Genomic DNA, 25,401 nt, shown 5'->3' with positions numbered 1-25,401 from the left:
CTACCTAAACTGATTTATCAATTATATCACATTTTTCTTACGATCTTTATTTCATAAGAATCATTTTCTTAACATCTGAATGATTATCAGCTTTTACGCTATAAAAATAAATTCCTGATGAAAGTTTAGAAGCGTTGAAATTTATTTTATGAACACCGGCAGACTGAATATCATTCAACAGTGTTGCTACTTCCTGACCTAACACATTATATACTTTAACCGTAACAAATGCTTCATTCGGAATAGAGTATGAAATCACCGTTGAAGGATTAAATGGATTAGGATAATTTTGATTAACTGTAAAGCTGCCTGGAATTAAATTACTCTGATCATCAACACTAACTACAGTGTAATTATTAAAATCATCAGTAATTCTTGGTACTAATTTGTAATAACTGTGTGAAAAGTATAAATATCCTGTAAGACTTGTTAATGTTGCTCCGCTATCAACAGAAACGAAATTAGGATTATTACCTAAGTTAGCATTCCAATCATTATGATATTTATGATTGCCATCCTGTAATTCACATCTGACATTACCGGTACCGTCATTAATAACAATCTCACCAAAATTTCTGCTGCTGCCGCTTCCCGGGTCGGGTCCCGGATTTCCATCTGCATTAACATCTGTAATACTAACATTTTCAAATTTAATTAATACAGATTCCCATTGTTCTGCTGCTACATTATTTGAGGGTAATGTACCGATGCTTCCAGTTGTTACTACGGTTGCCTCCGGCAGCGGATTGTTATTTGAGTTAATATCCAGCACGGAGATATTGTCAAGACGTGTAACATCATAGTCTTCTTTAACAACACCTGTTACTGTAACAAAGTCACCCATCTTTAATCCAAAAACATCTTTAGTTGTATTAGCAGCATTCAGCCATATTCCGCTCCAGGTTCCGGTTCCATCTTGAATTATTATTCTATTTGCGCTGCTTGGTGCACCAAAACCTGTACTAGTAAATCTGCCAACAGTATCAGCGGTTACAATTCCGGAAACAGTAACAGGATAATTGTAATATCCGCTTAATCCATTGCCAAACGGAGAATACTGAACTTCTCTTATTGTTAAAGGTCTGTTTAATACAAAATAAAAATATCTTGAAGTATTAGGATTAAATGGATTGGTCATTGAAGTTCCATTAAGATCAGTTGCTCTAATATAAAAATCAACAAAAGCAGAATCAGCAGAAACCCCTGGTATTGTACCGGTAAACAAAGTATCGCCAGATGTTGCTGCCATATCTACTGAATCAAGTGTACCATTGTTTACTCTATAAAATATTTTAACACTCTGAAGATCTGCCTGAACTCCTTTAGCGATACAGCTTACATCAACCGACTGATTTGGTGCAACTAATACCAAATTTCTTGTAACATTAGTTACTGACGGCGGTAAAATTAAAGGATCACCTAAATCTTCCGGATATAAAGGAACTAACCAATAATCAACGCCTATATTAGCATTTGACCTCATTGTAAGGATACCGCGTATATAAGATAGATAGGTTCCGTTTACAGGTGATTCATAATCCGGTCTGATACCGTCTGAATTCATCTTAAAATATGTAGATTGGGCATATACTATAATATATCTGCCCTGTCCATCATTGATTTTAAAATTTCCTGATGTAGAACCTGTACCTGTAACTCTGTCAGAAGTAATAAGATTATGATTTGCATCTGCAACTAACTCAACATAAGTATTCATATATTTTCTCATAGAGTAATTGCCGGATGTACCTGTATATAAATCTTCTATTGTAATTTGAGTTGGTGCAGGTCGCTCAGGTAAAACTTCAATTTCTTCAATTGGAATTGGAACCGGACTGGTTATCAACAACAGCTGTGTTGTTTGAAAATATGGTTTTACTACTCCAGTAAATTCATATACTGTTGCGGTATCAGCTAAATCAAAAAGAGTCTGCTGCGCATTAGCACTTGATGTGTCTTCCTGCAAAACCACTAATCCTCTCCATTCAGGATTATCTTTATCCTGAATATAACAAGACCATCTTGGACCAGCCCAAATCACCGGTCTTCTATCACCTACACCAGGTTCATCAGAACCAACTACAGTTCTTACCATAGCAACTCCTCTTACTCTAACAGTATCACCAGCTAATGGTGAAAAAGGAAAATTTGGATATAGAGTTGAATCTGCGATATAATTAATGTCATACAATGTTACCAATGGATAGCTTTGACTTAATCCTGTAGTATTAAAAACAAACAACAACAATGTCAGCATCCCAAACATTGAAATCAGGTTTTTAAATCTTTTTTTCATTTTGCTCTCCGATTAAATGATTATTTAATTACTAAAAATTTTCCTGTTTTAATATTTCCATTATTTCTGTTCTTAACAGTAAATAGATACAAGCCGGATGCAATTGCCTGATCATCATCAGTAATTAAATCCCAGCTATGTTCACCGCCTGCAAACTGCTGCTTATTATCGCTTGCGTACTGTTCAAACCATCTTATATTACTTCCGTTTTGTGTAGAAGAATGCTCCATTCTTTTAACAATATCACCTGAAAGAGTATAAATTGTAATATCACACTCAGCAGGCAAATTATAAAAATAAATTTTTCTCAATCGCTCAGAACTTCCATCCCATATTGCATTACCATAATATGGATTCGGATAAACACCAACTTCAACATTTTCATCTTCTACTGCAGGAGTACCGGGCAATACCCTTTTAAGATTAACTAATAAACTCGATTCAAGCGGTTCAAGATTATTAACAAGATCACCTTTATCAAATGCTGTAACAGAGAATAAATACTGCCAGCCATTTAACAAATTAGTTATTTCCATTTTGTAAAAATATCTGGTTGTATCGTTTGGAAAGGTAACTGGTTCTGTTAATTCAACTGCCGAAAAACCTGTATTAAAACCTGTTGATCCGGCACTATCTACTTGCAGCAGTAAAATTAATGATTTTAAGATATCCTGTTTTTCAGTAAGATCAAATCCAGCCTGCGTTCTGTATATTCTGTATCCGGCAAAATCTTTCAAACCTGAAATTGGATCAACAGAGCTCTCAGCTCTTTTATCCCAATAAATTGTAGTTTTATTACTTTCAGGAATTACTTTTACGATTGGAGAATTTGGCGGTGCAGGTAAAATATATCTGTGAATCTTACCATCGCCATAAATATCTTCTTCGGGTTCAATAATGCCGTTTCTATTTCGATCATTGCCAAAATAAGCTCTTAATGCCCAGTCTGCATTATTTGTTAAAATACTTCTTTGTTCAGGTAAATCAAGCGATGCAGGATCGTTGCCATATTTTTTAGCACAGACAATTGCAAAGACAACATTAATAGAATCGCCTGGTGCTAAGTTTCTAAAATATCCTCTGGTTATCATAACTGATCGGTTAGATGCTAACTTTAATACACCGGGAGAAATTCCATGATTATATCTTTTATTACCTCCAAAATATCCCTGCATTTTTCTGTACCGATCATCATCATCTTGAGGAGCAAAAAAATCAGGATCAGATGTATTACCATGAGTCCACGAGTTGAAACTTGTTCCTGTTAATGTATCTCCTGCGGGGATCACAAAACTATCTTCTATTGTTGGCGAAGAACCTAAAAATATTACTCCTATATAACTATCAGTAAAACCGGGGTCACCATCAACATCAAACTCATAAGCCATATTAAGCGAATCAATAAAACCGTCACCGCCATGCGAATAAAATGCAGTTCCACTTGGTCGTCCAGTAAGTTTTGTATTTCGTACTACGGCATCAGTCCATAAACCGACATAAAAACTATCAAGATATTTATTGGTTACATTTTTAATTGAATAATTCAGAATTACAAAAAAATCAGCAAATGGGAAATTCCAGGTATAAGTTTCCTGATGAACAGAAATACCGTAAGGGATATGCTCGGGAATAATCTGTCCATTCAAATATCTTTTATTTGTATCAGCAAAATCCATCAGAAAATCCTGATGAGAGATAGCATCCGGATTATAGAATCTTGAATCAAGCAAGTTTGATCGCTCTGTAATTTTATCTGACTGTGAATTTGTATATTCAAATCCACCGCCTCGGTTTGAACTTATTGTTGAAACATCAATAACTGCTGTGGAAACAAAAGGACCGGTATAGGAAGTACTATTTACACTGTCTTTTTTAAAACCGCCAACCCAAAGTCCGCCTGCAAAAAGATGTTCTATCCCGCTGCCAATGGGATACTCGCAGGATGGTGTATTTGGCCATCCAACCCAGCCGCTGCCATACATTCCAAAATTTGTAACAGATAATCCGATATTTCCTGAATTCGTAAATTTTGAATCATCATATAATGTTTTTGATAGAGTTTGAAGGGTTTGCTGAGCGGTTACTAATGCAGTGCAGAACAAAATTAAATAAATTACTTTATAAAAAAACTTCATTAACAAGATTACTTTATTTTTAGTTAACTAATAAATATTAAGGGCTTAAAAATAACATGTTAAGCAGTAATAAAAAATTAAAAGTTAGAAGAAATTATTTGAGCATCCAGCTTTTGGAATATTATTCTGTCTGCCAAATGCAGATTATTTCAGTATCTCGTTTTTTATGCCTGAACAATCAGCATTTTTCAATGGAATGAAAAAGGAGGTAATTGAAATTTCTGAAAAAATAGTTTTCAATAGTCGCCTTACATCTAAAATTGGGAATCTTATCATTAATCAGCTAATCCACTAAAACTATAGCAGATAAATAACATAAATATCAATCTTTGATCAAATAAAGCGACTCTCTCTAATTTTATCTTCCAAAGGAGTAGAGATGGAATGCTCTCAAAAAAAAAACAAGCAGGTTAAATATTTTATTTCTTCAAAATAATTTTAAGTTGATAAACAATTTTACAGCACAGGAAACAGTATATCTTTTTGTTAAGCACTGTAAAAAATTATAAGCTGCCGTCAAAATTTTCTAATATTTCTTTAACATTCTTCAGGAACAATCCGCCTAACATACCATCAACTAACCGATGATCGTGGGACAATGTCAAAGCCATAATATGTCTTATCGCAATTGTATCTGAATCATTCACTTCTATAACAACAGGTTTTTTCTGGACAGCACCAACTCCAAGTATTGCAACTTCAGGTTGATTGATAATTGGTGTTCCGAATACAGTTCCAAAGACTCCGTAATTTGTAATTGTAAATGTTCCGTTTGAAATATCATCCGGAGTCAATCTTTTTGTACGGGATCTGTTAGCTAAATCTGTAATTGCTCTTGCAAGTCCAATTATATTTCTATCGCCTGCTCCTTTAATATTCGGGACAATTAATCCGGTTGGTTCGATTGCTACTGCAATACCAAGATTAATAAATTTCTTCTGAAGTATTACATTGCCGTCAATAGAAGAATTTACTAATGGATATTTTTTTAATGATTTAACAACAGCATCAGCAATAAAAGCCATGTATGTCAGTTTAGCATTTTCATTTTTTAATAATTCATCTTTTTTAGAATTTATAAAATTATGAATTCTTGTCATATCAACTTCAACCAGCCCAGTTACATGAACAGAAGTATCCCTGCTGAGCACCATATGATCCATTATCCGCTGACGTATGTTATCCATTGGAATTCTGTCAACATCTGCATCGCTGTACACAACCGGTGATAATGCAGGAATAAATTCTGGTGCAGGTGAAGCAGTTTTAATTTCTTTTTTAAACTGAAGCTGAGCCTTAGTAGTTTTTCTTTTCTCTACATAATTTAAAATATCTTTTTTAGTTACTCTTCCCTCCAAACCGGTTCCATCAATTGATTTAAGTTCATCTAAACTTATATTTTCTTTTTGGGCAACGCTTAGTACCAGCGGTGAATAAAAGTCAGCGCTGCTTCCCTTTTCTTCAGAAGATTTTTTAACAGTTTCAGAAATATTATTCTGTAAAGAAACTGGTTTTTCAATAAAAGGTTTTTCCTTTATAACTTCCTGCTGCACTGCTGGTGCAGTTTTAACAGCTGAGCCAACAGCTAACTTTGCAACAACAGTTCCAACTGCAACAGTTTCTTGTTCGCCTACTAAAATTTCAACCAATACTCCGCTTTCCGGAGATGGAATTTCAGTATCAACTTTATCAGTACTTATTTCAAAAATTGTTTCATCTTTCTTTACAGCATCACCGGTTTTCTTATGCCATTTAATTATTGTTCCCTCAACAATTGATTCACCCATTTTTGGCATTGCTATTTCGATCATACTGTCTGTTGACGATTTGGGAATTTCTTTAACTACATCTTCACTTTTTTCAACAGATTCAGCAGCTGGTTTTGTTATACTTTGTAATTTAACTTCCTGAGACGGAATATCTTTTTCCGGTTCTTCAGAAGTCTGAATTCTTGCAACTACACTTCCCACTTCAACCGTTTCCCCTTCTTTTACCAATATTTCAGACAGCACACCTGATTCTGCAGCAGGAATCTCAGTATCAACTTTATCAGTACTTATTTCAAAAATAATTTCATCTCGTTTTACCAGTTCTCCAACTTTTTTATGCCATTTGATTATTGTTCCTTCATTTACGCTCTCACCCATTTTGGGCATAATTACGTCCATATAATTCCTCTTATAAGATTTTATATTCTAAGTAAATATTATCAAAGATTTAAAATTCAAATTAATACTTCAATAAACTTTTTATTCCGTTAAAAATTTCTTCACGATTCGGGAGAATTTCATTTTCAAGTATAGGTGAATAAGGGATATGCGAATCCTTTGCACCAATACGTTTTACAGGAGCATCTAAGTATTGGAAACAATTGTCAGCAATCTTTGCAGCAATTTCAGCTCCAAATCCAGCAAACAAAGTGTCTTCGTGGATGATAATAACTTTATTAGTTTTCTTTACTGAGTTAAAAATTGTCTCTTCATCCAACGGAACAATAGTTCTCAAATCTATTACTTCAACAGAGTAATTTTCATCCTCAAGTTTTTTTGCAGCCAGCATAGAATCCCAAAGAGAAACTCCCCAGGATACAACGGTAACATCTGTTCCTTCTTTTACTACTTTGGCTTTACCAAACGGTAACAAATAATTTTCATCAGGTTCAGGAGTGATAGCGTAGCTTTGTCTGTACAAACCTTTATGCTCACAAAACAAAACTGGGTCTTTAATTCTGCAGGCAGTTTTCAATAATCCTTTTGCATCAGCAGCATTGCTCGGAAAAGCAATTAATATTCCAGGAATATGTGCAAAAAAACTTTCGATACTTTGTGAATGGCACAATCCGCCGTGAATATATCCGCCAACAGCAACCCTTGTAACTACCGGTGCAGACCAAGCATTATTTGATCTGTATCTAATTGATGCCAACTCATTTCGCATTTGCATAAAAGCAGGCCAGATATAATCTCCAAATTGAATTTCAACAACAGGTTTCATTCCTGTCAAAGCCATCCCAACAGCAACACCCATTATACTTGCTTCTGCAAGCGGGGAATTAAATACTCTTTTTCTGGTAAATCGTGCTGATAATCCTTTTGTAGCAGTAAATACTCCGCCTTTTGCATCTTCAATATCTTCACCAAAAATGTACATATCAGGATTTTTTTCCATCTCTTCATGCAACGCATGATTTATTGCATCAACCATTACAATCTTATCACCTGATGGAACTGAGGATTCATAATTAAGTGTTTCTTTAAATCCGCTTTCATCAAACACAAAAGTTTCTGCATCTGCCGGTTTTGGATCAGCAGCTATTATTGCTTTATCTGCTTCTTCATTAATTTCATCAATAGAATTCTGTTTTACAGTTTCGTATTCAGTTTGTGTAATAATATTTTTTGAAATTAATAGTCGAGCAAATTTCTCAATCGGGCATTGTTTCAAGTCTTCTTCAAGTTCTTTCTTATCTCTGTATTTTCTATGATCGTCTGATGAAGAATGTGAATCCAATCTGACAACATCTGCTTCAATCAACGCAGGACCTTTCCCAGATTTTATATATTCAATTGCCTCCTGAACTTTCTCATAAGAAGTAATAAATTCTGTTCCATCAATTCTGGCTCTGAAAAGATTATGATATCCAGCCATCATCTCTGCAATAGAATTATCTTTACCGCCGCTTTGATCTGAAACTTTAACAGAAATTGCATACTTGTTATTCTGAATAACAAAAAGCACAGGTAGTTTTTCCCTGCTTGCCCAATTGACTGCTTCGTGAAACTCGCCTTGTGAAGTAGTTCCTTCGCCGCTGCTTACATAAGCAACGTTTTTTTCTCCCCGCTTTACAATAGACAAAGCAGCACCAACCGCCTGTAAAAATTGTGTACCTGTTGGTGAAGATTGGGAAGGCATATTAAAATTTCTTGCACCCCAATGTGTTGGCATTTGTCTTCCGCCACTTGAAGGATCATCAATTTTTGCAAAACTGCCAAGGAAGACTTCTTTAACAGATATTCCTGCAGTTATTATTGCAGCCAGGTCTCTGTAGTATGGAAACATCCAATCTTTTTTTGGATCAAGAGATAAGCCGATTGCTAATTGAATTGCTTCGTGCCCTGAACTGGAAATATGAAAAAAAGTTTTTCCCTGTCTTAATAAATTCATTGCTTTGTTATTAACATTACGGGCATTTAACATGGTTCTTAAAACATATAGCAATTTTTCTTTATCAAAATCTTTTTTACCGATTTTAATAAAATCATTCTTACCGTTTGTTGGTTTCATTGAAGTTTTATCTTTCGATTTAGCCTGTGTTGAAGTAATATTTTTTGACATTATATCCTTTTGTTTAAGATATTAAAATTTGATATTTAATAATTTAAATATGAATTGCCTCACCATAAGCATTAGCTGCTGCTTCCATTATTGATTCCGAAAGTGTTGGATGAGCATGAATTGTATTTATAATAGAATGTCCTGTAACTTCCATAGCACGCGCTAAGGCAACTTCAGCAATAAGTTCCGTTGCCTCACTCCCAATAATATGACCGCCAAGCAATTCACCATACTTTGCATCAAAAATTAATTTTACAAAACCTTCCCGCTCACCTACTGCAAAAGCTTTTCCGCTTGCCATAAATGGAAATTTACCAATCTTTAATTCATAACCAAGTTCCTTTGCCTTTGTTTCGGTTAATCCTACACTTGCAACCTGCGGCTGGCAGTAGGTACAACCTGGAATGTTATCATAATCAATTTCAGGTTTATTAATTCCTTTTAACATCTCTACACAATGTATTCCCTCAGCAGAAGCTACGTGAGCTAACCAAGGCGGACCAATTACATCTCCAATAGCATAAATATTTGGAATATTTGTCCGGTAATTTCGTTTATCAACTTTTATATGATTTCTATATAATTCAATTCCTAACTCTTCTAAACCAAAGCCTTCAACATTACCTGTAACGCCAATTGCACTTAAAACTTTATCAGCAGATAATTCTTTTTTCAGTCCGTTTTGATTTATAGTAACATTAACTTTCTGACCTTTAACTTCTGCCTTCTCAACTGTTGTTTTGGTATAAATTTCAATACCTCTCTTCTTAAAACTTTTTTCAAGTGCCTGAGATACTTCTTTATCCTCAATGGGAAGAATATTTTCGAGCATTTCAATTACTGTTACTTTTGTTCCTAGAACAGAGTAAAAAAATGCAAACTCAATTCCAATTGCACCGGCACCGATAATTATCAGCTCTTTTGGCTGTTCATCAAGATTCATTGCTTCAGTACTTGTGATAATTTTTTTTCTATCAATTGGGATATTCGGAAGAGTTTTTGGGCGGGCACCTGTTGCAATTATAATATTATCAGCAGTAATAGTATTAGAATTTTTTCCCTCTGTATCTAATATCTGTATCTGATTCTGACTGATCAGTTTACCAAATCCACGAACCCAATCAATCTTGTTTTTCTTGATTAATAGCTCAACGTTTTTTGTAATCCTATCCGAGATGTCACGGCTTCTTTTAATAATTTCATTAAAATTAAATGAAAGCTCCTTTGTGTACAAACCGAAATCTTTACCATGATTTTTAATGCTATCGTAAATCTCAGCATTTTTTAAAAGCGACTTGGTAGGAATACAACCCCAATTCAAACAAATTCCACCTAGGTTATCTTTATCTATTATCACCGACTTGAATCCCAATTGTGCTGCTCTGATTGCCGCAACATACCCTCCGGGACCTCCACCAAGAATAGCAATCTGATAATTATCTGACATTTTTTTTTAACCTTGATTAGTTGATATCTGTAATCCAAATATAGGCAGTACGATTAGAAAATAAAAAGTAATAGGTCACTTTTCCGTTTTACAGTTTAAGAAGCAAAAGTATCACTCAAGTTGTTCTTGCTGCAAAATATTTTTTCGATTGAGATGTAGAACTATATTTAACAGCTTTTTAAAATAGTAAAGATTAAGATTTCATTAACAAGTGATCGCGGAAATTTTTCTTTACAGTTTAATTTAGATCAATCTAATTATTTCGGCTACATTATCAGATAAGTTTATAACACAAGAGTGATGAATAACTATTGCTTAATCTCATTTTTAAGAATCAGATTTTAATAAAACCAGAATGTTGACATAGAAATAATTTTGCTTGAATTTATTCCCCATTTATCTACTTCAAAAACCTATACTTAACACAGACAATTATTGATTCCCATAAATGGAGAAGATTATTCATAGTTCCTAATTTTGATAAAAACAAATGTAGCAACCCTTTATAATTGTCAAAAATAATGCTTGTTATTTCAAATTATCAATGGCATAAAGCTTGAATATTGAGTAAATCTAATTTATAGTAACCACTAAGGTAACAAAAATGAGAAAATCACTATTACTACTTTTAATCCCAACAATTTCTTTGTTTTTTGGTTGTTCAGAAGATAAGGAAGAACAACCTATTGATATTTCACTTAAATCAGTGGCATCGTGTGAAGGTTGCCATACAAACTATGCACATTTAAAGGAAGTCTATACTCCCGATCCTCCATCTTCAGGTGGTGGTGGCTGCGGCGGTGAAGCTCCACACTATGAACCTTATGATAGAGTATTTATGGGTGGTTCAGGTTATGCAGATTTTAAGAGTGATCCACACGGAAAAATTCCTTGCACAGCCTGCCACAATGGAGTAGATAATACTGCTGATAAAAATCTTGCTCACTCCGGAGATTTTTTAGTAAAACCTTCTTTAGATGCAGTTAAGAAGTGCGGAAGTTGTCATGCTGATATAGCAAGTAAATCAGTTAATAATATACATCAGGGATGGGGACAAAAAAGTATGGTCTGCCAAAGAGCTGGTTTGGGAAATGTACCTGGCGGATTTGATTTGTTAACTCAGACTATGAAAGATGGATATAAAGAAAACTGCGGAAAATGTCATGCAACTTGTGGTGATTGTCATATAAACAGACCAAAAGCTGGCGGCGGCGGTTTATATGCTTCACATAGTTTTTTCAAAACCCCGAATATGGTAGATCATTGTACTACTTGTCATGTAAGCCGTGGTGGTCACGCTTATTTTGGTGTTGCTGCAGGAACAGTTCCTGATGTTCACTTAACAAAGGCAGGTTATAATTGTATGAGTTGTCATACAAAACACGAAATTCATGGTGATGGAGTAATGTATGATATGCGATATAAATATCCTGAGTTACCAAAATGTACTAAATGTCATTCAGGTGTAAAGAATTCAAATGCGTATCACACTGCTCATATAAACACATTTAGCTGCTATACCTGTCATTCACAAGATTATAATAATTGCGGCAGCTGTCACGTAGGAAGTCTTGAAGGTGCAAGAATTCACTCTTATCAGGGTTATAAGATTGGAATGAACCCAATTCCACAGACAAAATCACAGTATAAATTTTCGCTGTTAAGAAGATCTTTGATGGCACCTGATAGCTGGCAGAATTACGGAATATCACTATTATCAAACTTTAGTGTTGCTCCTACTTATAAATATACTACACCTCATAATATTATTAAGATCACTAGCCGGACAGGTTATAAAGATACAAATGGTCAGTGGCAAACAAACTCAACCTGTTATGAAGGCTGTCATATTATAAAACAAAATGACGGCACATTTAAGAATAAAGAACTTTACTTATTCGATTCGGATAATATTGAAACTTGGGAAAAAAATTCTAATGGACATATAATAGTAGATGGAAAACTACCAGCAAGCTGGCAAGTTAATTAGAAAATAAAAATAATTATCAAAAAATAATCTGGAGATCAAAAAATGAAAGAAAGAAAACTCAATTTAATGTTTTACTTTTTTATCGCACTAACATTTGCATTCATTAACATCAGTTGTAGTGATGATAAAGATGATCCGGTAATCCCGCCGACAATCATTGAAAGCGAAGAACTTGTAAAATACCTTGAAGGTTCTGACGGCGGTTATATAAATAATGCAATACCTGCTATTATTTCTGCTTCTACAGTTAACACAGATATTTTAGCTAGTGCAAATATCACTATTATTGATGTTAGAGGCGCTAGTGATTATGCTGCCGGTCATATTCAGGGTGCAGTAAATGTTGAAATAAAAGATATTGTTACTTATTATAAAAATAATAACCTGTCAACAAAAGCTAAAGTTATTATCACCTGCTACACTGGTCAGTCAGCGGGTTTAGCTGTTGCAGCTTTAAGATTATCAGGATATTCTAATGTGTACAGCTTAAAATGGGGAATGTGCAGCTGGGCTTATCCAACAAGCTGGAATAATGCAAAAACCTATGGTCAAACAAATCCAATTACAAAACAAACAACTGCAAATGCAAAAAATGCTGCTGGTAACCTTCCGACTTTATCAACTGGCAAAAATACGGGTGCAGAAATATTTGAAAGCAGATTATCTACAGTTTTGAACGAAGGATATTCTGTAATTGGCATTACCCGCGAAACTATCTTCGCTAATCTTAGCAATTATTACATTATAAATTATTGGCCTGTTGCTGAGTACGATCAGGGACATATTGAAGGTGCTATCCAATATACTCCAAAGAATGATTTAAAATTAGCTCAGTTCTTAAAAACTCTTCCAACAAACAAAACTATTGTTGTTTATTGTTATACTGGTCAAACTTCAGCTCAAATTGCTTCATTCTTAAGAATACTTGGATATGATGCAAAATCGCTTCAGTTTGGTGCGAACAGATTGTTTTATGACACTATGCCGGGTTCAAAATGGGATGAAGCTACTGAATGTATGAATTATCCGGTAGTTCAATAAATTTCATTACAAAACTTAAAAGCCTGAAGAGATTCTTCAGGCTTTTTCATTTTTATCAAATCATATCTTAACATTATTGCTTCTGACTAATCAACAGTTTTTCCCTGTGATATGTTTTTGCTTCTTTCAATAGATTGCAATGCAAGATATCTATCGCCAAATTTCTTAAGATTATCTGTTTCAACATCATATTGATCATAATGTCTTTCTTCATCAGCCACAAGACTTTCGAATAGCTGTTTGGTCATCGAATCTGCATTGGCAGAAGCTTCATTTGCCCAAAGATTATATTCATGTGCACTCTCCTGCTCCATCTGTGCAGCCTTGGCAAGCATCTTTTCAGGATCTTTAATCTGTTCTACTTTACCACCGACTTTCATCTCAACTTCACCTTTTAGAAATAAAATTCTTTCGGCAAGTTTTTCAACATGTATCATCTCTTCAATTGCAGTTTTTTTAAATAAACCTGCCAGTAAATCATATCCCTGATCATCCAATAAAAAGTGGAAATACATATATTGGTGAACAGCATAAAGCTCGTCTGCAACTGCTTTATTTAACAGTTCAATACTTTTTTCGAACATAATATTTTACTCCTTAATATTTTTTAATTGTCTGATTGAAATTTACAAAATTAATTCTGGATTTCTAATTTGAATTGCATATCGTATCACACAAATTGTGATATATTGTATTAGCTGAGATTATCAAGCAGCATAAAGTTATTTGGTCTTTTTGATTTTACCATTTCAAAATTTTTATGCTCATATTTACATACTTTAACTAAAGGGCAAACTGAACATATAGGTTTCTGAGCTTTGCAAATTTCTCTGCCCAGCCTTATCAAATTTGTATGAAACGAATGTGCCGTTCCATCGGGCAATTTATTTAAAAGCTTAAAAAATGTTTTTTCCGGACTGCTTGTTTTAACCAGCCCTATACGATTCAATGTTCTATGTACATGTGTATCAACAGGACATACATTTCGGTCTAGTGAAAAAAGCAGAACACAGCTTGCAGTTTTTACACCAATTCCTTTATGAGATGTCAGTTCATTAAGAATATCTTCGTTTGATGCATTTATAATATGTCTTAAAGAAACTTTACCTTGAGTTTTCTTTAAGTTCTTCAGCAATTCATATATAGCTTTTGATTTTTGTTTACCGAGACCGGCAACTTTGATATACTTTTCAATTTGCGATGGCTTAAGAATGGTAAGTTCATCCCACGTCTTAAAATTATCTTTAAGATTTCTGTATGCTTTATACGAATTATTGTCATTTGTATTTTGCGAAAGTATGGTTCCGATAATTGTATCAAGCGGATCAGGAAGTTTTTTCGCTTTTGAAGGCACCCCAAAATGCTCTATTAAAAGCTTGTTTATTATTTCTATTTTCTTCGTCATTGTAAATCTAACTGCAAAGATATTCATTTTAATTGTTATTTTAGTAAAAATTAATTTTGGAGTTTTAATGTCAACACTTATGGTAAGCATTTCGGGCATCAGGGGAATTATTGGTGATGGACTTGATCCTGAAGTGATAGTTGATTACGTAAATGCATATTCAAAATTTATTGGCAGCGGTAAAGTTATTGTTGGAAGAGATGCACGAATTACGGGTGAAATGGTTAATCAGATTGTAACCGGTACACTGTTGTCAAACGGTATCAATGTAGTTGATATTGGAATTTGTCCGACACCAACTGTTCAATTTACTGTTAAATCATTAAACGCTAATGGCGGAATTGCTATTTCTGCAAGCCACAATCCAAATGAATGGAATGCTTTAAAATTGCTGAATAATACCGGACAGTTTATGTCCCCCGATGAACACGAAAAAATGAAAACTTACCTTAATTCTAATCCTTCTTACAAAAGCTGGGATAAAATCGGGAATAGGGTTGTTTTATTCGATGCAATAAAAAATCATGTTAATGAAATTCTCAAACTGCCGGTTATTGAAGTTGATAAAATCAAAAAGAAAAAATTTAAAGTAGTTGCTGATTGTGTAAATGGTGCTGGAGCATATTGCATACCTGATTTATTAAAGTCATTTGGATGTGAAGTAATTGAACTTAATTGTGAGAAGACAGGTATCTTCCCGCGTTTACCTGAGCCGTTACCGGAAAATTTAACTGAAACTATGAAAGCAGTAAAAAAACATAATGCAGATTTTGCTGTTGTTGTTGATCCAGATGTTGATAGACTTGTTTTAATCACAGATAAAGGAGAACCCTTTAGTGAAGAAAACACAATTACAATTGCAGTTGATTTTGTGCTGAGTAAAACAAGTGGTAATGTAGCAGTTAATCTTTCTACCAGCAGATCTGTTGATGATATTGCAAAAAAATATAATACAAGTTGTTTCCGGTCTCCGGTTGGCGAAGCAAATGTTGTAAAAAAGATGAAAGAAGTTAATGCAGTAATAGGGGGTGAAGGAAGCGGCGGGGTTATTTATCCTGTATTACATTATGGACGGGATGCCTTAGTTGGTATCGCAATAGTACTTCAATATCTTACCGATTCAAACAAAAAATTATCTGAGATCAAAGATATTTTACCCCAGTATTATATTTCAAAAAAGAAAATTGATTTATGTAAGGCTTCACCTGATTCTGTATTAAATAAATTAGCCGAGAAATATTCATCTCAAAAAATAAATATCGAAGATGGACTGCGGATAGACTTTGCTGATCACTGGGTTCATTTCAGAAAATCGAATACTGAACCAATAATCAGAATAATAACTGAAGCAAAATCTCAAGTCTATTCAGAGGAGTTATCTAAAAACTATTTTGATGAAATTGGAAATTTAATGAAGCTTTGATCTTTTTTGGATGTAGCTGAATAATGCCTTATCGAAAGCAGTTGAAGTATCAATCAGATTATAATCAAAATTTGAATTCAGACATTCCCGCTTAATCTTTTTAATAAATTCATTCATTGCTTCCTGATACGCTTTCTGAATATGAAATGGCTGGGTTATTAGTTCTTCGCTGGTCTCCAAATCCTTAAATACTGCATCTTTACCAAATCCAAAAGTTCTTTCCATTGGGTCTAATATCTGAAAAATAATCACTTCGTTTTTTTGATGAGAAAAATGCTTAAGTGCTTTAATTACACTGTCAATATCATCAAAAAAATCCGAGATAATAATTATCAATCCGCGCCGTTTTATTTTTTCTGCAACTTGGGTTAATGCTGAGGCAGTATTTGTGCCCGATGATGAGTTAATTGCTGCAAGCTCTTTCAGGATTAAATGCAGATAACTGTATGATGACTTTGCAGGCAGGAATGTATTTAGCTTATCTGAGTAAACTGCCAGGCTTACTGCATCTTGTTGAGTTATCATCAGATAAGTTAAAGCAGCAGCCAATGTAGCAGCATAATTAAGTTTTGATACTTGTTTATCTGAAGCATAACTCATTGACTTGCTGTTATCCAGTATTATATGACATCTTAGATTTGTTTCTTCTTCGTATTGTTTAATAAAATATCTGTCGGTTTTGCCAAATACCCGCCAGTCAACATTCCTAAGATTATCACCCTGCATATATGGGCGGTGCTGAGAAAACTCCACACTAAAACCGTGATAAGGACTTTTATGCAATCCGACCATAAATCCTTCTACAACTAATCTTGCTCTCAGGTCAAGATTTTTAATTTTAGAAATTATTTGCGGATTTAAGAACTCGAGATATTCGGTTGATGATTTAATCAATTATTTGCTGACTGATTTTTATTTATTATTTCATTTGGGTCTATACCCATTATATCAAGCGATTGCTGAACCACCTGTGAGTATTTATGATCAGGATATTTTTCCAAAAAAAGATTGTAGATCCTTGTAGCTTTATCATAATCTTTAAGTTCATTATCATATAAAAACCCGCTCTGAAACAATGATAGTGGTGCTTCTTCACTATCAGGATATTTTTCATAAACAGTATAATAAGTTTCTGCAGCCTTAATAAATGATGCTTTAAAACTAATTCCTTTTATAAGATGCTGCTCATACAAAGATGCTATTCGCATTATTGATTCTGGAGCTGTCTTGCTGTCAGGAAATTCGTTAATTAAATTCTCAAATTCTTTTATCGCTTCAGTGTATTTCTTTTCCTTTAATAGTGTATCTGCTTTGTTAAAATATTCTTGTTCACTTGTTTTGGAACAGGCAATTAAAATAATAATCAGAAAAAAAAGCGATAATAATTTCATTTTGGTCCTTATTTATAAATTATTCCGGTCAAAGTTATTAAATGCTGATTGAACAAACAATGCAAGTATAAGTAAATAAAAAAAGCCGACTCATATTTCAGAGCCGGCTTTTGTTAATGATCTGTTCTATTAAACCAATTATTACTTGGTTAATATCATCTTCTTTGTGGAACTGAATTTCTGTCCGTCTATACCATTGGCTTCTAATCTGTAGAAATATACACCGCTGTTCAATGAACTTGCATCAAAGGAAACCTTCTGGCTGCCGGCTGACATCTGTCCATTTAACAAGCTGGCTACTTCCTGACCCAATACGTTGAATACCTTCAGACTTACTTTGCTATCTACTGCTAAACTGAAGTTTATTGTTGTACTTGGGTTAAATGGGTTTGGATAGTTTTGATCTAATGTATATTCACGTAATCCTAATACTTCCACTTCTACTGCTTTTGAGTATTCAAATGTTCCATCTAAATCTACTTGTTTTAGTCTGTATGTATAGGTACCTGTCTCTAAATTCTGATCTACAAATACATAGCTGTGTGCACTTGTTGAAGTTCCGTGACCTGCTACAAAACCTACTGACTGATAGTCACTGCCATTGCTTCTTTCAATCTGGAAACCACTGTTATTCAATTCGGTTGCAGTTGTCCAGTTTAAGGTTACTGTATTATTATCTGATTTGGCTGTAAATGATGTCAACTCTACTGGTATTACCTGTCTGATACATAAGTTATCCCAATAGATATAATCTATGTTGAATGTGTAACCGTTGTAAGTTATCTGAAGTTGTGCATTCTCTGAACCTGTTGCAGGTGTTGTAAATGTACCTTCAATCAATGCCGGACCAACATTTGCTGTTGGGTCAACTACCTGATATAATACTTCTTCAGTTGTGCCGCCATCATAAGTGATACCTACTGTTACTGTTCCGCTTGGGGCAGCATAATAATCAAGGAAGAAATTAAATGAAAATGTTGATGCTGTATTATTTACTAAAGAAATAGCATTTGATCTAATTAAAGATACACCTGTAAATGATGGAGTCCAGCTCATTCTAAGTTCAGGAGCAGTGCCGCCAGCATTTGCTGAAGGATTTGCTGACCAGTTTGTTAATCCCAATGGTCCTACAATTGTCCAGTTGCTTAAATTATCAAATGGTTCGCAATGTTCAACTAAATTTGGATCTTGCATTGTTCTGAATGCCCAGGTTGAAGAAGAAATATTACAAGTATCAATCTTATTAACTACTTTCCACTGATAACTTGTAAAATAATTTAATGTACCTGGTACTGCCCAGTTTGTTACTGGTGCACCTGAATAAACTGACACCATATTACCAGTAGGACCGAAAAATACTTCAACACTTGTTGGTGGAACTGATCCGGGTCCGCCATTTGACCAGCTTAAATTTACACCGGTAATCGGAAGATCAACAGAGTTATTTGCAGGGGTTGGATTATCAGGTGTTTGAACTGGACATGGAGGTCCGCTATTTCCTAGAACAATAAATGGAATGCCCTGTGGATAAGTACCATCAACAGCAGCAGCCCATCCTGTGCTGGTTAATTGCAAAGCGTCACCAGTAGTTGTTTGACCAACAATTGAAACAGGAGGAGCCCAAGGACCTGATGCTAAAGTGCCGCCAAGACTTACTTCTACCCAATACGTTCCTGGTCCTAATACTAAAGCAGGAGAAAACTGAACAACAACCCTCATAATTGGTCTGTCACTTGCTGAAGGAGAAGTATCTAGTGCTCTATAAATATTTGTCCAACTTGTTGAACTTAAACGGTTAGTAGTAAGGTCTCCAAAAATTATTGTTCCACCAGCATTTGGTGCACCATTCCAAATACGGACGCGGGCATCATTAATAGTAGAAGTTGTACTGGAACCGGTTTGGTATGTAAAGAATTGCAATTCTTCAATATTCCAAGAAGAACCATTGATTGTAAAATCGTCAGCTACAGAATTTCCTGCGCTTATTTGTGCTCCAAAGCCGTATGTACCTAATCCAATTGCTGATTGAAGTGCACTCAAATCAGCACCACCAGATCCCCCACCGGGGTTTGTTACAAGCGGACCGTTGTCAAATAATAAAGCCAATGTACCATCATAAGGTATTGGAATATTATGACCAACAGGCGTTTGAACTTTTGTTTGCGGCCCGGTATAAACATCTTTAACATTGCTGATTGATGATGATTGAGCTGCTATTGAGCCAGTAAATATCAGAGCAATAAGAAGTGTTAAAGAAATTGTACAGATTTTTTTTAGCATAAGACCTCCTAAAATGATGTTGAAAGAAAGTTAATTAGATAAAAACCTCAAAACATTTAAATATTTATCTTAAAGATATGTATAAGATAATATCTTAAATTGATTTATTTAAGCACGGACTACAATACAAATTTTCATAATTTAAGTCAAATATATTTTATTTTTTTTCGACGTATTGAAAAACATATCTATCCCAAATAAGAAGAACTTTCTCTACTCTCTCTTTCAAAATGAGAAACTTTCTAATTGTAAAACGATTTATGAGAATATTCTGATAGAAGATTTACATTAGGCTATAAATATCATTAACCTTTCTCTTTGCAAGGAAGGGCTGGAATGAGTTCAAATAAACTAAAACAGGTTGGGATATTTTATTTCTTCTAATTTAATTTCGAGACAAAACAAATTTTGACAGATTGTTGAAAAATAAAAACTGAATAAGAAAAAATGATTGAAGAGCTATACAGTTAAAATAAATTATTTAAACATTTAAAATTCTTTAAGTTATTTTCAGGAGCTTGCCACTCATTACAGAAACGAGATTCTTTTACTTTTTATATAAAATTTCTAGTATAGTGTAAATGATGATTTATTAATAAGTTTTATACTCGCTAATTCTATGTAATAAAAAAAGCCGACTCATATTTCAGAGCCGGCTTTTATTAATGATCTGTGCTATTAAGCCAATTATTACTTGGTTAATATCATCTTCTTTGTGGAACTGAATTTCTGTCCGTCTATACCATTGGCTTCTAATCTGTAGAAATATACACCGCTGTTCAATGAACTTGCATCAAAGGAAACCTTCTGGCTGCCGGCTGACATCTGTCCATTTAACAAGCTGGCTACTTCCTGACCCAATACGTTGAATACCTTCAGACTTACTTTGCTATCTACTGCTAAACTGAAGTTTATTGTTGTACTTGGGTTAAATGGGTTTGGATAGTTTTGATCTAATGTATATTCACGTAATCCTAATACTTCCACTTCTACTGCTTTTGAGTATTCAAATGTTCCATCTAAATCTACTTGTTTTAGTCTGTATGTATAGGTACCTGTCTCTAAATTCTGATCTACAAATACATAGCTGTGTGCACTTGTTGAAGTTCCGTGACCTGCTACAAAACCTACTGACTGATAGTCACTGCCATTGCTTCTTTCAATCTGGAAACCACTGTTATTCAATTCGGTTGCAGTTGTCCAGTTTAAGGTTACTGTATTATTATCTGATTTGGCTGTAAATGATGTCAACTCTACTGGTATTACCTGTCTGATACATAAGTTATCCCAATAGATATAATCTATGTTGAATGTGTAACCGTTGTAAGTTATCTGAAGTTGTGCATTCTCTGAACCTGTTGCAGGTGTTGTAAATGTACCTTCAATCAATGCCGGACCAACATTTGCTGTTGGGTCAACTACCTGATATAATACTTCTTCAGTTGTGCCGCCATCATAAGTGATACCTACTGTTACTGTTCCGCTTGGGGCAGCATAATAATCAAGGAAGAAATTAAATGAAAATGTTGATGCTGTATTATTTACTAAAGAAATAGCATTTGATCTAATTAAAGATACACCTGTAAATGATGGAGTCCAGCTCATTCTAAGTTCAGGAGCAGTGCCGCCAGCATTTGCTGAAGGATTTGCTGACCAGTTTGTTAATCCCAATGGTCCTACAATTGTCCAGTTGCTTAAATTATCAAATGGTTCGCAATGTTCAACTAAATTTGGATCTTGCATTGTTCTGAATGCCCAGGTTGAAGAAGAAATATTACAAGTATCAATCTTATTAACTACTTTCCACTGATAACTTGTAAAATAATTTAATGTACCTGGTACTGCCCAGTTTGTTACTGGTGCACCTGAATAAACTGATACCATATTACCAGTAGGACCGAAAAATACTTCAACACTTGTTGGTGGAACTGATCCGGGTCCGCCATTTGACCAGCTTAAATTTACACCGGTAATCGGAAGATCAACAGAGTTATTTGCAGGGGTTGGATTATCAGGTGTTTGAACTGGACAAGGAGGTCCGGTTAAAGCCAACTCATAACCGAATAATTTATCTGGTGTGCCTTGTAAAAGACCTCCAAGGATTGCTTTACCTGGTACTAAGTCATCAGTAACAAATAATCCGCCTGCAATACCCTGTGCATTACCAAGACCAACATCAGAAATAACATCGTGCTGAACACCAGTGTAAGTTCCTGTAGTATAATCCATTTGCATTATGTTTTGAGCAGTACCTGCTCCTGCACCCTGAGACCATACCCATAAAAATGGACCCCCAACTGACCAGTTATCATAAGCTATACCATATACACCTGTTACTGTACTAGCGATAGTTCTCAATAATGCACCAGACATACTAAATTCATAAAAGTTAAGATTTGGTGATGTCCAGTTTCCTACTATAATGCTTCCTAAGCCGCCATCACCATCAGGATTGTAAGCAATAGATCTTGCACCATTTGGTGCTGCATTTACTGGAATAGTGCCTATAAGTGACTTTGTAACAGGATCAACTATCTGAACAGTTGAAGTATTTATTGAACAATAAATAAACTGCCCGTCAAAAGCCATGCCTCTTGTGCCAGTAAATGGAAGGTTAAATTGAACATCAAGTGTACCGTCAGAATTCCACTGATGAGCAACAGCAGTTGCCCAACGAGTTGTCCAAAATTTGCCTAAAGTTGGAATATAAATTGCCCCTGCATTACCTGCCGCACCTGTAACTACAGTAGCATCATAATCGAATTCAACATCCCAGGTAGCTTCGGTAACAGGTATTGGTGATTCTATCTTTACTCCCGAAAGATTTGGAGCTATTTCTCTGTTTTGCAGAGACTGTTGAGAAAATATCGTACCCCCAATAAACAAAACAAAGAGAGTAGAAAATGTAAATAGCCTTTTGTGCATAGTACCTCCGTTTAACAAAAATGATTAATTAAATTTAAGTTGACTAGAAGAACAGTTAGATTTTAACTATTTTTTTCATATAAGTCAAGATAAACCTAATAAATTTTTGTGCTGAACTAAATTTCTGATATAATAACTTAATTTATTATTAGTTTAAGTATCGTTGACTCTTATTATAGATAATCATCATTTAAGGAATTATCCTAATAATAATAAAGCTTAAAAATAAAAAAAGCCGACTCATATTTCAGAGCCGGCTTTTGTTAATGATCTGTTCTATTAAACCAATTATTACTTGGTTAATATCATCTTCTTTGTGGAACTGAATTTCTGTCCGTCTATACCATTGGCTTCTAATCTGTAGAAATATACACCGCTGTTCAATGAACTTGCATCAAAGGAAACCTTCTGGCTGCCGGCTGACATCTGTCCATTTAACAAGCTGGCTACTTCCTGACCCAATACGTTGAATACCTTCAGACTTACTTTGCTATCTACTGCTAAACTGAAGTTTATTGTTGTACTTGGGTTAAATGGGTTTGGATAGTTCTGATCTAAAGCAAATACTTCAGGTGCAGTTACATCTGCTTCCACAACATTAGAATAATCAATGTTGCCATTGTAATCTACTTGTTTTAATCTGTAGCTGTAGTGACCGGCTTTTAGATCTTTATCAATAAATGAATAATTATTGATTTTTGTTGATGTACCTTGTCCCTGAACAAATGCAATAGTAAGGAATTCTCCATCAGTATTTCTTTGAACTTCAAACCCCTGATTATTTGTTTCGGTTGCAGTTGTCCAGTTTAAGGTTACTGAATTATTATCTGATTTGGCTGTAAATGATGTCAACTCTACTGGTATTACCTGTCTGATACATAAGTTATCCCAATAGATATAATCTATGTTGAATGTGTAACCGTTGTAAGTTATCTGAAGTTGTGCATTCTCTGAACCTGTTGCAGGTGTTGTAAATGTACCTTCAATCAATGCCGGACCAACATTTGCTGTTGGGTCAACTACCTGATATAATACTTCTTCAGTTGTGCCGCCATCATAAGTGATACCTACTGTTACTGTTCCGCTTGGGGCAGCATAATAATCAAGGAAGAAATTAAATGAAAATGTTGATGCTGTATTATTTACTAAAGAAATAGCATTTGATCTAATTAAAGATACACCTGTAAATGATGGAGTCCAGCTCATTCTAAGTTCAGGAGCAGTGCCGCCAGCATTTGCTGAAGGATTTGCTGACCAGTTTGTTAATCCCAATGGTCCTACAATTGTCCAGTTGCTTAAATTATCAAATGGTTCGCAATGTTCAACTAAATTTGGATCTTGCATTGTTCTGAATGCCCAGGTTGAAGAAGAAATATTACAAGTATCAATCTTATTAACTACTTTCCACTGATAACTTGTAAAATAATTTAATGTACCTGGTACTGCCCAGTTTGTTACTGGTGCACCTGAATAAACTGACACCATATTACCAGTAGGACCGAAAAATACTTCAACACTTGTTGGTGGAACTGATCCGGGTCCGCCATTTGACCAGCTTAAATTTACACCGGTAATCGGAAGATCAACAGAGTTATTTGCAGGGGTTGGATTATCAGGTGTTTGAACTGGACAAGGAGGTCCGGTTAAAGCCAACTCATAACCGAATAATTTATCTGGTGTGCCTTGTAAAAGACCTCCAAGGATTGCTTTACCTGGTACTAAGTCATCAGTAACAAATAATCCGCCTGCAATACCCTGTGCATTACCAAGACCAACATCAGAAATAACATCGTGCTGAACACCAGTGTAAGTTCCTGTAGTATAATCCATTTGCATTATGTTTTGAGCAGTACCTGCTCCTGCACCCTGAGACCATACCCATAAAAATGGACCCCCAACTGACCAGTTATCATAAGCTATACCATATACACCTGTTACTGTACTAGCGATAGTTCTCAATAATGCACCAGACATACTAAATTCATAAAAGTTAAGATTTGGTGATGTCCAGTTTCCTACTATAATGCTTCCTAAGCCGCCATCACCATCAGGATTGTAAGCAATAGATCTTGCACCATTTGGTGCTGCATTTACTGGAATAGTGCCTATAAGTGACTTTGTAACAGGATCAACTATCTGAACAGTTGAAGTATTTATTGAACAATAAATAAACTGCCCGTCAAAAGCCATGCCTCTTGTGCCAGTAAATGGAAGGTTAAATTGAACATCAAGTGTACCGTCAGAATTCCACTGATGAGCAACAGCAGTTGCCCAACGAGTTGTCCAAAATTTGCCTAAAGTTGGAATATAAATTGCCCCTGCATTACCTGCCGCACCTGTAACTACAGTAGCATCATAATCGAATTCAACATCCCAGGTAGCTTCGGTAACAGGTATTGGTGATTCTATCTTTACTCCCGAAAGATTTGGAGCTATTTCTCTGTTTTGCAGAGACTGTTGAGAAAATATCGTACCCCCAATAAACAAAACAAAGAGAGTAGAAAATGTAAATAGCCTTTTGTGCATAGTACCTCCGTTTAACAAAAATGATTAATTAAATTTAAGTTGACTAGAAGAACAGTTAGATTTTAACTATTTTTTTCATATAAGTCAAGATAAACCTAATAAATTTTTGTGCTGAACTAAATTTCTGATATAATAACTTAATTTATTATTAGTTTAAGTATCGTTGACTCTTATTATAGATAATCATCATTTAAGGAATTATCCTAA

15 protein-coding genes are annotated in these 25,401 nt (G+C 34.7%); 3 read left to right on the top strand and 12 right to left on the bottom strand.

Features of this window, described 5'->3' with window-relative positions; all coding sequences use genetic code 11:
• Window positions 1-46: 46 nt before the first annotated feature.
• From ROY99_10730 to lpdA, 5 genes are all read right to left on the bottom strand, one after another.
• On the bottom strand, window positions 47-2,296 hold the full coding sequence (locus ROY99_10730; protein ID MDT3696854.1) for a T9SS type A sorting domain-containing protein: 2,250 nt from the start codon (window positions 2,294-2,296) through the stop codon (window positions 47-49).
• Between the two features lie 20 nt (window positions 2,297-2,316).
• Window positions 2,317-4,431, bottom strand: coding sequence for a hypothetical protein (locus ROY99_10725; protein MDT3696853.1), 2,115 nt, complete (start codon window positions 4,429-4,431; stop codon window positions 2,317-2,319).
• A gap of 503 nt (window positions 4,432-4,934) precedes the next feature.
• Window positions 4,935-6,599, bottom strand: coding sequence for a 2-oxoglutarate dehydrogenase, E2 component, dihydrolipoamide succinyltransferase (gene sucB / locus ROY99_10720; GenBank protein ID MDT3696852.1), 1,665 nt, complete (start codon window positions 6,597-6,599; stop codon window positions 4,935-4,937).
• A gap of 61 nt (window positions 6,600-6,660) precedes the next feature.
• On the bottom strand, window positions 6,661-8,766 hold the full coding sequence (locus ROY99_10715) for a dehydrogenase E1 component subunit alpha/beta (GenBank protein MDT3696851.1): 2,106 nt from the start codon (window positions 8,764-8,766) through the stop codon (window positions 6,661-6,663).
• Between the two features lie 43 nt (window positions 8,767-8,809).
• The gene (lpdA, locus tag ROY99_10710) at window positions 8,810-10,213 is read right to left on the bottom strand and encodes a dihydrolipoyl dehydrogenase (protein MDT3696850.1); all 1,404 of its coding nucleotides are present in this window, start codon (window positions 10,211-10,213) and stop codon (window positions 8,810-8,812) included.
• 604 nt (window positions 10,214-10,817) lie between these two features.
• On the opposite strand from lpdA, the gene ROY99_10705 reads away from it, so the two are divergent.
• Together ROY99_10705 and ROY99_10700 are read left to right on the top strand one after the other, a co-directional pair.
• Entirely contained in the window at window positions 10,818-12,203 is a 1,386-nt protein-coding gene (locus tag ROY99_10705) for a hypothetical protein (protein MDT3696849.1), read from the top strand.
• A 42-nt stretch (window positions 12,204-12,245) separates the two neighbouring features.
• Entirely contained in the window at window positions 12,246-13,244 is a 999-nt protein-coding gene (locus tag ROY99_10700; GenBank protein MDT3696848.1) for a rhodanese-like domain-containing protein, read from the top strand.
• A gap of 86 nt (window positions 13,245-13,330) precedes the next feature.
• Here the strand turns inward: ROY99_10700 and ROY99_10695 are convergent, their stop codons facing one another.
• On the bottom strand, window positions 13,331-13,828 hold the full coding sequence (locus ROY99_10695; GenBank protein MDT3696847.1) for a ferritin-like domain-containing protein: 498 nt from the start codon (window positions 13,826-13,828) through the stop codon (window positions 13,331-13,333).
• Between the two features lie 110 nt (window positions 13,829-13,938).
• Window positions 13,939-14,649, bottom strand: a complete 711-nt coding sequence (nth, locus tag ROY99_10690) for an endonuclease III (GenBank protein MDT3696846.1) — start codon at window positions 14,647-14,649, stop codon at window positions 13,939-13,941.
• A 67-nt stretch (window positions 14,650-14,716) separates the two neighbouring features.
• Here nth and glmM point away from each other — a divergent pair, with 67 nt between their 5' ends.
• Window positions 14,717-16,072, top strand: coding sequence for a phosphoglucosamine mutase (gene glmM / locus ROY99_10685; GenBank protein MDT3696845.1), 1,356 nt, complete (start codon window positions 14,717-14,719; stop codon window positions 16,070-16,072).
• Here the strand turns inward: glmM and ROY99_10680 are convergent.
• The 5 genes from ROY99_10680 to ROY99_10660 form a co-directional block, all read right to left on the bottom strand.
• Window positions 16,058-16,966 carry a DUF58 domain-containing protein gene (locus ROY99_10680; GenBank protein MDT3696844.1) on the bottom strand — a complete coding sequence of 303 codons (909 nt, stop codon included), beginning with the start codon at window positions 16,964-16,966 and terminating at the stop codon, window positions 16,058-16,060. The two genes, glmM and ROY99_10680, sit on opposite strands and share 15 nt — an antisense overlap.
• Window positions 16,963-17,463 carry a tetratricopeptide repeat protein gene (locus ROY99_10675; protein ID MDT3696843.1) on the bottom strand — a complete coding sequence of 167 codons (501 nt, stop codon included), beginning with the start codon at window positions 17,461-17,463 and terminating at the stop codon, window positions 16,963-16,965. Before ROY99_10675 ends, ROY99_10680 begins: the two co-directional genes overlap by 4 nt.
• 141 nt (window positions 17,464-17,604) lie before the next feature.
• Window positions 17,605-19,743 carry a T9SS type A sorting domain-containing protein gene (locus ROY99_10670; protein ID MDT3696842.1) on the bottom strand — a complete coding sequence of 713 codons (2,139 nt, stop codon included), beginning with the start codon at window positions 19,741-19,743 and terminating at the stop codon, window positions 17,605-17,607.
• A 690-nt stretch (window positions 19,744-20,433) separates the two neighbouring features.
• Window positions 20,434-22,668, bottom strand: a complete 2,235-nt coding sequence (locus ROY99_10665) for a T9SS type A sorting domain-containing protein (GenBank protein ID MDT3696841.1) — start codon at window positions 22,666-22,668, stop codon at window positions 20,434-20,436.
• A gap of 291 nt (window positions 22,669-22,959) precedes the next feature.
• Entirely contained in the window at window positions 22,960-25,194 is a 2,235-nt protein-coding gene (locus tag ROY99_10660; GenBank protein MDT3696840.1) for a T9SS type A sorting domain-containing protein, read from the bottom strand.
• Window positions 25,195-25,401: the final 207 nt, after the last annotated feature.

This window comes from Ignavibacterium sp. (assembly GCA_032027145.1).
In the GTDB taxonomy this organism is placed as follows: domain Bacteria; phylum Bacteroidota; class Ignavibacteria; order Ignavibacteriales; family Ignavibacteriaceae; genus IGN3.
Note: the sequence above shows the minus strand (reverse complement) of the source record. Positions and strands in the feature narration are given on the sequence as shown.